This is a genomic window from Armatimonadota bacterium, assembly GCA_020354555.1.
Taxonomy (GTDB): domain Bacteria; phylum Armatimonadota; class Hebobacteria.
Genome location: CP070648.1, coordinates 4,019,376 through 4,029,820, shown reverse-complemented (window position 1 = coordinate 4,029,820; position 10,445 = coordinate 4,019,376). Strand labels below are relative to the sequence as shown.

9 protein-coding genes and 10 tRNA genes are annotated in these 10,445 nt (G+C 65.6%); 1 reads left to right on the top strand and 18 read right to left on the bottom strand.

Annotated elements, in window-relative coordinates; translation table 11 throughout:
* Window positions 1-207: 207 nt before the first annotated feature.
* The 18 genes from JSV65_16515 to JSV65_16430 all read right to left on the bottom strand — a co-directional run bounded on the left by JSV65_16515 (window position 208) and on the right by JSV65_16430 (window position 9,838).
* Window positions 208-282, bottom strand: a tRNA-Thr gene (locus JSV65_16515).
* An 8-nt stretch (window positions 283-290) separates the two neighbouring features.
* A tRNA-Asp gene (locus JSV65_16510) sits at window positions 291-369 on the bottom strand.
* 2 nt (window positions 370-371) lie between these two features.
* Window positions 372-447 (bottom strand) — tRNA-Asn (locus JSV65_16505).
* A gap of 203 nt (window positions 448-650) precedes the next feature.
* Window positions 651-726, bottom strand: a tRNA-Ala gene (locus JSV65_16500).
* 148 nt (window positions 727-874) lie between these two features.
* A tRNA-Ala gene (locus JSV65_16495) sits at window positions 875-950 on the bottom strand.
* Between the two features lie 3 nt (window positions 951-953).
* Window positions 954-1,030 (bottom strand) — tRNA-Pro (locus JSV65_16490).
* Between the two features lie 52 nt (window positions 1,031-1,082).
* Window positions 1,083-1,159 (bottom strand) — tRNA-Trp (locus JSV65_16485).
* Window positions 1,160-1,163: 4 nt separating this feature from the next.
* Window positions 1,164-1,239: transfer RNA gene (locus JSV65_16480), tRNA-Phe, on the bottom strand.
* A gap of 19 nt (window positions 1,240-1,258) precedes the next feature.
* Window positions 1,259-1,335: transfer RNA gene (locus tag JSV65_16475), tRNA-Glu, on the bottom strand.
* 58 nt (window positions 1,336-1,393) lie between these two features.
* Window positions 1,394-1,468: transfer RNA gene (locus JSV65_16470), tRNA-Met, on the bottom strand.
* 455 nt (window positions 1,469-1,923) lie between these two features.
* On the bottom strand, window positions 1,924-2,238 hold the full coding sequence (locus JSV65_16465; GenBank protein ID UCH34122.1) for a zinc-ribbon domain containing protein: 315 nt from the start codon (window positions 2,236-2,238) through the stop codon (window positions 1,924-1,926).
* A 283-nt stretch (window positions 2,239-2,521) separates the two neighbouring features.
* Window positions 2,522-2,899, bottom strand: a complete 378-nt coding sequence (locus JSV65_16460) for a hypothetical protein (protein UCH34121.1) — start codon at window positions 2,897-2,899, stop codon at window positions 2,522-2,524.
* Window positions 2,900-3,112: 213 nt separating this feature from the next.
* Complete coding sequence (locus tag JSV65_16455) at window positions 3,113-4,420, bottom strand: insulinase family protein (GenBank protein ID UCH34120.1); 1,308 nt, start codon at window positions 4,418-4,420, stop codon at window positions 3,113-3,115.
* Window positions 4,417-5,820 (bottom strand): insulinase family protein, encoded by a 1,404-nt coding sequence (locus tag JSV65_16450; GenBank protein ID UCH34119.1) that lies wholly within the window; start codon window positions 5,818-5,820, stop codon window positions 4,417-4,419. Before JSV65_16450 ends, JSV65_16455 begins: the two co-directional genes overlap by 4 nt.
* Before the next feature lie 208 nt (window positions 5,821-6,028).
* Window positions 6,029-6,760, bottom strand: a complete 732-nt coding sequence (locus JSV65_16445; protein ID UCH34118.1) for a class I SAM-dependent methyltransferase — start codon at window positions 6,758-6,760, stop codon at window positions 6,029-6,031.
* A 193-nt stretch (window positions 6,761-6,953) separates the two neighbouring features.
* On the bottom strand, window positions 6,954-7,208 hold the full coding sequence (locus tag JSV65_16440; protein ID UCH34117.1) for a MoaD/ThiS family protein: 255 nt from the start codon (window positions 7,206-7,208) through the stop codon (window positions 6,954-6,956).
* The gene (locus tag JSV65_16435) at window positions 7,205-8,245 is read right to left on the bottom strand and encodes a GGDEF domain-containing protein (protein UCH34116.1); all 1,041 of its coding nucleotides are present in this window, start codon (window positions 8,243-8,245) and stop codon (window positions 7,205-7,207) included. Before JSV65_16435 ends, JSV65_16440 begins: the two co-directional genes overlap by 4 nt.
* Before the next feature lie 33 nt (window positions 8,246-8,278).
* Window positions 8,279-9,838: a sensor domain-containing diguanylate cyclase gene (locus JSV65_16430; GenBank protein UCH34115.1), complete on the bottom strand. Its 1,560-nt coding sequence runs from the start codon at window positions 9,836-9,838 to the stop codon at window positions 8,279-8,281.
* 194 nt (window positions 9,839-10,032) lie between these two features.
* On the opposite strand from JSV65_16430, the gene JSV65_16425 reads away from it, so the two are divergent.
* Window positions 10,033-10,445: hypothetical protein (locus JSV65_16425; protein ID UCH34114.1), on the top strand; the 413-nt coding region annotated here is incomplete at its 3' end.

The window sequence follows — 10,445 nt, the reverse complement described above, 5'->3', positions numbered from 1 at the left end:
GTCTGAATCGGAAACCCGTCTAACGGCGGATTATGCGTACTGCGCGGGGAGACTGCCGGCGTCGTGTGCGTCCACACGACCGATGTCCTTACGAAGGTCGGGCTGTGGTCGTGCGACGCCGCGGGAGACCGCGACTGCAGAGACCGAAGCGAAAGGAGCACATGACTGCGGATCAGGTGCTGCGCCCCCGCACGATTCAGCGCGAAATGGAGCCGGCGAGAGGAATCGAACCCCCAACCCGCTGATTACAAATCAGCTGCTCTACCTTTGAGCTACGCCGGCAAAAGAAATGGCGGAGCCGACGGGATTTGAACCCGCGATCTCCTGCGTGACAGGCAGGTGTGTTAAACCAGGCTACACCACGGCTCCGCTGGCTCTGGCGGGAGGACTCGAACCTCCAACATCGTGGTTAACAGCCACGCGCTCTACCGGTTGAGCTACGCCAGAATAATGCTATTCGGTTGTACTCAGGCTTGCGATTGCCGAGCAGATGACTCGGATGAATCACGTCTCCACGGCGATCATTGGCTTGGCTTGCTTCCGACTCGCTGCGCTCGCGCGAGGTCGCTCAGCGTCAGGTGGTGGCCCTTCGACGCGCTCCCTGCGGTCGCTTCCTCAGGGTCACCAGCCCTGCGCCATTGGCGCAGGATTGGTGGAGCTGGGGGGACTCGAACCCCCGGCCTCAACATTGCGATTGTCGCGCTCTCCCAACTGAGCTACAGCCCCACATTAGAACGACCGAGCAGCCCGAATTCGCCAGCGCTGCGGACGGGCATCGCCGCGTCCTCACCGGCGTGTGGTGGAGGAGATGGGATTCGAATGCGCCCGAGGCGCACAAGCCCACTCCGTGGGCGCAGCTTCACCCGCCTCAGTGTGGTGGAGGAGATGGGATTCGAACCCACGACCCCTTGCATGCCATGCAAGTGCTCTCCCAACTGAGCTACTCCCCCAGATGGTCGGGACGGCCGGACTCGAACCGGCGACCTCCTGGCCCCCAGCCAGGCGCGCTGCCAAACTGCGCCACGTCCCGCTCCGACGCTATCGTCAGTCACACATCATCGCAAGCCTGATTGCCAAGGTTCTGGCAGGGGTGGCAGGATTTGAACCCGCGACCCACGGTTTTGGAGACCGTTGCTCTACCAGGCTGAGCTACACCCCTGTTATGGTGGAGCGGGCCAGAATCGAACTGGCGACACCTGGATTTTCAGTCCAGTGCTCTACCAACTGAGCTACCGCTCCGTCGATGCGTCTTCACCTCTGGTAGGGCGTACGGGAGTCGAACCCGTGATCTCTGGCTTGAAAGGCCAGCGTCCTAACCACCTAGACCAACGCCCCATCTATCACCGGTCACCCGGCCTTCCTGTCGCCGGGTAGGCCGGTTCCACGCTAGACCTGGTAGCAGGGGAGGGATTCGAACCCCCGACCAAGTGATTATGATTCACCTGCTCTACCGCTGAGCTACCCTGCCTCAACTCACAGGGGAGGCTTTCGCCTCCCCTGCCCCGTGTTTCCTCTGGTTTTCTTCTCAGGTCACGCCATCACGGCAGGGCAGGCGGTGGAGATCTGTGATTAGGTTCCCACCACGCAAATGTATCCATGGCCCAGCTAAACACCGGGTGCGCACAGACATTCAATACCGTCTCTCGTGTCCGCACTACTCTCATGATGGCCGCCGAGCCTATTATACCGCATCGTACCCAAGTGTCAATAGGGATGAGGGGCAAATCGGGTCGGCGCAGCACCCGTGGTTCCCGTGGGAACGGCTTCAAGCCCAGCAGCGCTGCATCCCTGCTGCCTGGCCGGAGGTCGCCGGTACGGGGCCAGGCGATGCGAACAACCGATGCGATGGATCAGCCGCGACATAGCCGGCGCGCTCGCCGACCGACTGGGGTGGACGCCTTCGCCGGCAGCGTCACGACCGCATCAGCGACTCCCCGAGGATGACATTGCTCCGTCGCGCATCTCGAGGAAGCACGCGCGGCAATAGACGGGCTTCTGAGTCCGCGGGACGAACGGCACGAGGGTACGGGCGCCGCATTTGGCGCATACTATGGGGTGACGAGGACGCTTCGCCGCACCTTCCGCCCTGGCCTGAGCACGAGCCTCGCGACACTCGGGGCAGCGGCTGGGAATGTGATAGCGGCCTTGCGCGGCAAAAGCCTCTCGCTCGGCGGGGGTGAAGACGAACGCCCGCTTGCACTCCTTGCAGGTCCCTCGCTTTTCCGCGCGCTCGTCCATTGCGTTCCCGGTTCCGGAGCCGACGCGGCGAGTTGAGCTATGCTAGGCTGCTAAGAGGGTTTCTATCCTGCCGTATGCACCACCATGCCGCCGTCGGCACCTCGAGCACCAGACCTTCGTCGCAGGAGTCTCGGGCGTCCTGAGATAGTGCCCGGCACTCTCGAGTGCTCCCTTGCGGATCCGACGTTAGCTTTCTGCTGTCGAGCGGCCCGACCGGCACCTTCCGCGCCGTTGCGCGAGAGACGTGCCGGATGCAACCGGGGTCTCACATAACAGCGCTCGGTTACGGTTCGCCGCCTTCTGCGGCGCGTTCGGCGGCAGCCGCTTTCTGGGCCAGAAAGCGGTGCGCGTCAGACGGGAAACACTCGCGGTCAATAAACCACTTCTGGCGCTTTCCGTTCGCGCTGCGGCGCATGTAGCGGTCAGGCTTCCACCTCGCCAAGAGGTAGCAGTCGCCATTGTTCATCAACACCAGCCGCCGCTTGAACGTCAGGCCATCGCACACGGAATCGGGCAGGTCGACGCTGGAGTCCACGATCGTGGTCTGCTTGCCAATCAGGAGCCGCGCTCGCCCCTCGATCTCGCTAGTAACGTATCCATCGACTTCTTTTTTCATCTTCTTCTCGCGAGATGTGAGGCGGGGGCATTCGAAGATGTTCATCGGATGCTGCTCGGGGATCCTGATTGGGTCTCTTCGATCCATGATGGCGCCTTTCCCGGGACGCTCGGCGGTTGCGGCATCCCTTGCTTCGCTTCCCCGTGTGTGCTTTATTCTGGACGGGGGAGCGAAAGTCCTTTTCCGGCTTAGGCGCGTGGGCGCGACAAAGCGCGACTTCTCACCGCAAGCTAGGCCGCGACCGCCTTCCCGCAGCCGCTAGTTCTCGGGCAACACCAGCCCCAGCGAGTAGTGGGTGAAATGGCGGCGGGCGGCGTCCCGCACCTCCGCAGCGGTGACCGCCCTAATCGCCCCGGCATACCGCTCATCGAACTTCCACCCGAGCCCGATCGCTTCATAGCGCGCGAGGTGAAACGCCCGGTCCCTCGCCTTCTGGTGGCTCAGGGCGTACGTGCCGACGGCGAATTCCTGCGCCCGCTCCAACTCCGCCCGCTCCACCTCTGTCCGGCGCAGCCGCTCGAATTCCGCGATCAGCGCTTCCTTCGCACTCTCGAGTTCAGCCGCGTCCGCGAACACGTACCCGGCGACGCAACCGGTGTGCGCCAAGGGGAAGTAATAGGCGTCGGCCTGGTACGCTGCGGGAGCCTTCTCCCGCAGCGCCGCGAACAAGCGAGAGCCCATGCCCCGCCCGAGCAGCGAGCGGACCACTTCCCACACCGGGTAGGTGTCGGCCGTCAGCGGCGTGACGGCGAATCCGAGCATGAGATACGCCTCGCTCACCGGCGCCTCGCGCAGGTGCATGGTGGATCGTTCGAGCGCGGGAATCGGCTGCGGATCGAGCAGCGGCACGTCGGCGCGCCCCCAGTTACCGAAATGGCGCCGGGTCGTCTCCAGCACGGCGTCGCGGGACGCGGCCCCGGCGACCGCAATAACCGTGTTATTGGGCACGTAGTACCGCCTGTGGAACTCCACGAGGTCGCTCCGGGTGATCGCCGCCAGGGAGTCCTTGGTGCCCTGCGTCGGCCGCGAGTAGGGATGGCCCTCGTACAACCCTTGACGCAGCAGGTTCTGGGCCGTCTCGAACGGATTGCTGCGCAGTGACTCCACGTAGCGCAGGGCGCTTTCGCGCCGCCCCTCGACCTCGCGTTCGGCAAACCGCGGGCGCCGCACGACTTCGGCGAGCAACTCCATCGCGCGAGGTAGATCCTGCCCCAGGCACACCAGCGACAGCCACACGTAGTCCAAGGCCGGCCCGGCGTCGAGTTCTGCTCCCAACTCATCCAGCGCCGACGCCAATTCCGCGCCGGACAGGTTCTCACTGCCGCGAACCGACGTCTGTTGGAGGAGCTGGCGCAGGCCCGCCTTGTCGGCCGGTTCGTGCAGGGCCGACGCCTTGACGAGCACCGCGACGGCGGCGATAGTGCCAGTCTCGCTCGGGCTCGCGATGACAACGAGGCCGTTGTCGAGCACATCCCTAGTGATCGCGCCGGTAGCGGCCGGCGCGCCGCCCGCGAGCAGCGCTAGCGCAGCGAGGTAGATCAGAGCCCGGGGCGGTTGGCGTCTCACTCCGCGGCTCCCCGAGCGGCGACCACGCCGGGGCCTGTGCCCGGCCCGGTTTGCGGCACGAGCGCCACCCACACCGAGCGCTTCGGGTTAAGGTATGCCCGGGCGGCCGTCTGCAGCTCCGCAGCCGTCACTGAGCGCACGCGGTCGAGATAGCCACAGGCGAATTCATAACTGGCGATCACCTCGTAGAAGCCCAGCGTGGCGGCTTGCTCCTCGAATGTCTCATTCGAGAAGACAAAGCTGTGCGCGAGACGGCGCTGCGCATTGGCCAGCTCTTCATCGCCGATGAGTTCGTTGCTCAGCCGGGTCACCTCGCGCTCGATGGCCTCACGCACGTCGTCAACGCGCTCCGGCGCGCAGGTCGCGAGCACGCCGAAAAGCCCGGGCAGCTCCTGGGTCAGGAAGTCAACCCTTACCTGATCGGCCAGATGCGTTTGGCGCAACGCCTGCGTGAGGCGCGAAGTGTAGCCTTCCCCGAGTATGGTGAGAAGCAAATCGGCCGCGCACACGTCGTCGGGTCGTGCGATACCGGGAGCGTGGAATCCCATTAGGACGGTTGCTTGCGGCGCCTCTCCCGGTTTCACGCGTTCCAGTCTCTTCCGCAGGGGTGGCACCGCTGGCGGGGGCGCTGGCTCTCCGCCTTGCTGCCAGCCCAGGAATGCGCGCGCAACGGCGGCCGCCGCTTTCTCCGGGGCAACATCGCCCACGATGACGACCGAGGCGTTATTCGGCACGTACCACTGGCCGTAGAAGGCTGTGAGCGCGTCTTTGTCCACGCGAAGGAGCGACGCACTGGTGCCGCCAATCGGCAGGGCATACGGATGATCCCCGTAAGCGAGCTTGAACGCCATGTCCCACGCGGCGGCTGCCGGCTGATCCGTCAGGTGTATCGCTTCGCGCATCAGCACGAGACGCTCGTCGAGCACTGCGGCGTCGTCAAACTGCGGGCGCACCAGCGCCTTGGCCAATGCATTGAGAGCGACATCGAGATGCTGCGAGGCGGTGACCGTCGTGTAGTGAGTGAAGTCGCGAAGCGTGCCGCCGTTCGCGATGCCTCCGAGGCCCTCGATAGTCGGGCCGAGCCGGCCGCCCCCGCCGTCGCGGGCAGCGCGGAAACTCATGTGCTCGATAAAATGGGAGACCCCGTTGTTGTCCCTGGTCTCGCAGCGGCTGCCCGCGCGGATCACCACGTTGACGGCGACCACCGGCGCCGAATGGTCCTCCTTGACGATGACGCGCAGCCCGTTGTCGAGGCGGGAGAAATGCACGGTGCTGCCGTCGAACACCTCGACCGGCGCGGCGAGGGCCACGGCGGCAAAGCCGGCGACGGCAACGAGTGCCAGGAACGTCTGCGCAGTGGCAAACGGTCCGGCTCCGGGCCTCGCACGCTGGCGGGTCATGGTCTTGCCCATTCTAACCGTCGCACGAAGGTCGGTCAACCAACGGGCAGCGGGAATGACCCAACCGGGCGCACCGCGTGTTGGTCGCGGCGACACTATGGAGTCTCGTGTATTACCGCAGCGCCGGTAATACACGCAAACTCTTGCGGACGAGGTTCGTTTGGGAGGTGCCCCGCCGTCCCTTGCGTCCGTCCCTAATACACGAACCTCAATAAGTGAGGGGCGTAGCATAGATGCGCACGTTCGTGCCTAGATCCACCCGCGCCCAACGCCACGCGGCGTTCTCCAGCCCAAAGCGGAGCCGGCGCGCCAACCTGCGCCACGTCGGCCCGACCGGGCCGCGGTGATCGCGGAAGCAGATCTCGTTAACCCCGAATTCCTGTCGCACGAGAAGCGCGGCGAGGGTCGCGGCACTGAAATGCCAGAGATGAAGTTGCCCCATGAGCGGTCGGCGACGGAGTCGGATGCGCAACGCTGATACGTCCGGCACCTCGCACAGCATGATGCCGCCCGGCCCAAGCATGGCGCGCACCTGGCGGAGGGCGGCGGTAGGATCGCGCACGTGCTCCAAGACGTGACGCATCACGACGGCGTCGAAGCGCATACCCGAAATGACGTCGTCGGCGCCGGCGCGTGCGTGCCAAATGCGGTGTGAGCCAAACTCCGCACGCAGAGCTGCGACCGCGTGCTCGCCCACTTCGGTGCCGAAGACATCCCATCCCCGTCGCTGCGCCGCGCGCAAGAGGTGCCCGCCCCCGCAGCCGACATCCAGCAGGCGGCCAGGGGCGCGCCACCGCTCGAGGTCGGCGACGTCGGCATCAGCGCGAGCATACACCTCGGCCTCACCTCGGGCGCTGCGCCCGCCGGCTCGCATGTGATCCGCGTAAGCCCGGTAATAGTCCGTCAAAGCAGCATCGGTCGGCGCCGGATCAACGCGCATCACGCGGCAGCTCGGGCAGCGTACTATGTCGAACACATTTGGGATGCCGGGGATATGATCGCGGTAGACGGGCCGACCGGATTCGCCACCACAGAGCGCGCATGCCAGAGGCGCCGTCGGGAGCAACCGACCGGGCCTGGAGGAAGAGTGGCGCTGGTGTGGCATCGGCACGGGAATCACGCGTAACAAGAGATCACCCGCCGGCGATCTGCTGGAGGACGGTCACCTGATCGCTTGCGTTCAGGGCGGTTTCGCGTCCGGCGAGAGCTTGGATGTTGCGACCGTTGACGAGGATGACCGCCTTGTCGAGCATGCCGTGACCCTCGGCGTCGCCGCGGTCGAGCTTCGCTCGGAGAACGTCGAGGGCCTCACCGACTGTCGCCGCCTCAAGCTCAATGGAATCGGCCGCGAGCACCTGGCGCAGCCGGCCGAATACTCGGATCGTCATTTCTTCTCCTTGCGCGTCGCAGCCGAAGCGGAGCCGTGCTCGCTGGAAGCGGACTGCGTTCCGCCGCCCTCACCCCGCCGACGCTCCTCGACGTACACGCTGCCCGGCAATGATTTCGCGTACGTCTTGATTTCAGCGGCGATGTCGCTCAGCTCGCGGTAGCTCCCGATCGGCCGCTTCGAAGTCAGTACGCCGGCAACGGAAAGGGTCATGATCGGATAGGTCACGGCCTCGCCCTGGCGGTCCATCACCGAAATGCCGCCTCGCGTGCGATCTTCCTCCGAGTACAGAGCGGGCGCCTCGTCGTCGAACGACCCGATGATGGACTCGGCGACGGCCGCGGCCTGGTCCGGCGTCGTCAGGACTGCGAAATCGTCGCCGCCGATATGTGCGGCCACGTCCCCCGGGTTGCCGCGCTCGCGTACGGCGGCGGTGATGATGCCGCCGAGCATGCGGATGACGGCGTCACCCTGGGCGAAGCCGTACGCGTCGTTGTAGGCCTTGAAGTTATCCAGATCGAGGTAGAGGAATGCGAAATCGGTGCGACGGCGGAGCTTCTGTTCGACGTGCGCCTGGAGCGCCCAGGTGCCGAGCAGCTTGGTGACTGGGTTGAGCGACAGCGCCTGAATCAGCGAGCTGATGAGTTGCTCGGGGCGCCGCGGGTCGAAGGCTTCAGGCAGTATGATGCCGACCCGAGTGGGCGCCTGTTCGGCGGCGGCCTCCGGCATGGGCGCGATGAGCAGCATGGTCTCACCGTCGCTCGCACGGTTGACCTCGGCGGCAAGCTCCTCCGCGAAGCCGGACGTGTCAATGACGGTGACCATGTCCGGCCGCCACCGCCGCAGGGCGGCGAGGAAGTCCGGCGGGTTGACGGGGCAGTCGGTCTCCCCCTTGAGGGCAAGGGAGAAACGCGCCAGTCTGGCCTTACCCCGCTGAAGGATCAGTATGACGAAATCCTCGATGGCCTCCGCCCCTGTGCGATCTTGTGCGCCGGCCCGCACACCGTACACCAGTCGCTGCTGCGGCGCCAGAGCCACCGGTTTCGCAGGCGTGCCGACGCCGGCGTCGCGCTAGCGCCCCTCCCCCGCTTCGCCGTGGACCTTGATGTAGTTCCCCCCGCCCCGCTTGGCCTCCCTGAGCGCACGATCGCAGGTATCAATCAGCTCTTCCGCGGTCGTCCCACCCTCCGGGTAGGCAGCGACGCCACCGCTGATCGTGACTTTGGCCCACTGGTCCGCGATCCGGAAGGGCTCCTGTTCGATTGCACGGCGCAGGTTGTCGCACGCGACGGAGGCGCCGTTGAGCGTGGTCTCGGGGAGAATGACGGCAAACTCGTCGCCGCCGTAGCGAGCGGCGAAGTCGGTGGTGCGCACGGATGCTCTGAGCCGTGCCGCAACCTGCCGCAAGAGCTCGTCGCCCATGCGGTGACCGTGGGTGTCGTTGAAGCGCTTGAGGTTATCGAGGTCGGCGAAGAGCAAGGACATAGGGCGCCCGTGCCGCTGCGCCCGCGCCATCTCCTCGTGCAAGCGCTGATGAAACTCCGCATGATTCCACAGGCCGGTGAGGCGATCGGTCATCGCCATCAGCTGCGCGCGACTGTACTGCTTGGCGTTCTCGATGGCGATCGCCGCCTGCGCCGCGATGACGACGAGCAGGTCTTCGTCGGCGTCGCGAAAGCCTTCTCCACTGCGCGACGCCAGTTCGATGACGCCGACCAATTCGCCTTTGCCAATCATCGGCGCGCCCAGGTAATGGCGGGCGTCACCCGGCGGCACCACGCCCTCGGCGGACTTCGGGGAAACGCGACCGGCTTTGATGCTGAGCACTTCCTCGTTCTTCACAATCCAGTTGGCGGCGTCGAGGTGGCCCTCCGATTCGTCGAACGTCTCGGCGCGTCCGGCCGCGGCGCGCACCTGCGCCTCCCGGTCATCTGAGACGAGGATGACGCGCGCGGCGTCGGCCCCGCACTCGGAAGCGGCGGTCTCGGCCAGTCGTGCGAGCAGCTCATCCATTTCCAGGGTTGCGTTGAGGGCGCGTGCGATCTCATAGATGGCGGAGGTGCGGCTGAGAAGCTCCTGCGCGCGCTCCCTCTCGTCGCGCTGGTAGCGCGCCTGCTTCGACAGGACGCCCAGGATCAACGCGATGACGATCGCCGATATCGAGAAGGTCGCCATCCTCAGGACGCCGGTGGACTGGATGATGACGTCCATCGGGCCGATGACGAAGCCGACCATGAGGTAGCACGCCGCCGCCAGCACGGATGCCCCCACTGCATCGCGCAGGTCGAGCCGGAAACCGGCCTGAAGCACGGGGAGATAGTAGAGAATGTAAAGCTCGCTGGCCAGCCCCCCGGTCACACGCACCAGCCAGGTAATGACCAGGATGTCGAGCACGGTCAGCATAATCGTGCGCTGACGCCGCGCGGCAGGCCCCCGCGGAGCGACAAACGTGGTGACCAGCACATAGGCAGAGCCCACCGCGAGCACCAAGTCGAGTTCGTGGAAGCCGGCGGCGCCGTGGGTCAGCTTCGTCATGAGGAACACGGCAAGCAGAACGACCGCGCGCATCACGGAGCCGACGCGCTCGCCGATTGGGATGGCCCTGGCCTGACGCATCTGATTCGCTGCCACTCGCTGCCCCCGTTGGCACTGCCCCCCGCCGAGGCCGCCGCTTGCGGCCACGTGAACCACGGGCCATTGCGGCGATGGTGCCACTGGGACGTGTTCGCCGCGGGATTGACCTTTCCTCCCTCAAGGGAACGCAGGAGTCGCGCGGGAAACGCAGAAAGCCCCTTCTGGAACAGCATTTGAGGGGGTATCCGGCAATGAATGTTTGTGACATTGCGCGCGTCGCCGCCGCGGCCGGTGCTGTCTTTCTCTGCCTCGCTCTCACCGACGCGACTCCGGCAATTCCCGCCGCCGACACAGCACCAGCCGAAGTCCGCAGTTTCGAGATCCTCTACCGGGTCGGCCCCAACCCTGAAGCCGGCATCGGCGAGATACACCTCTGGTTCGCGGGGCCCGATCGGTGGCGGATGGAGAAGCGGACCGAGAAGCAGCGTACCACAGTGGTCGCCGCCGGCGACAGTGTCATCCTGCACGAGCTCAGTAATGACGTCTATCTCTGGCAGATGCGCGATCAGGTAGCCGCATGCTCGAGCGACGATGACGACCTCGACGTTGACTTCGGCGCGAGGCACCGGGGATGGGATGACTACGTCGCCAAGCACAAGCAGGC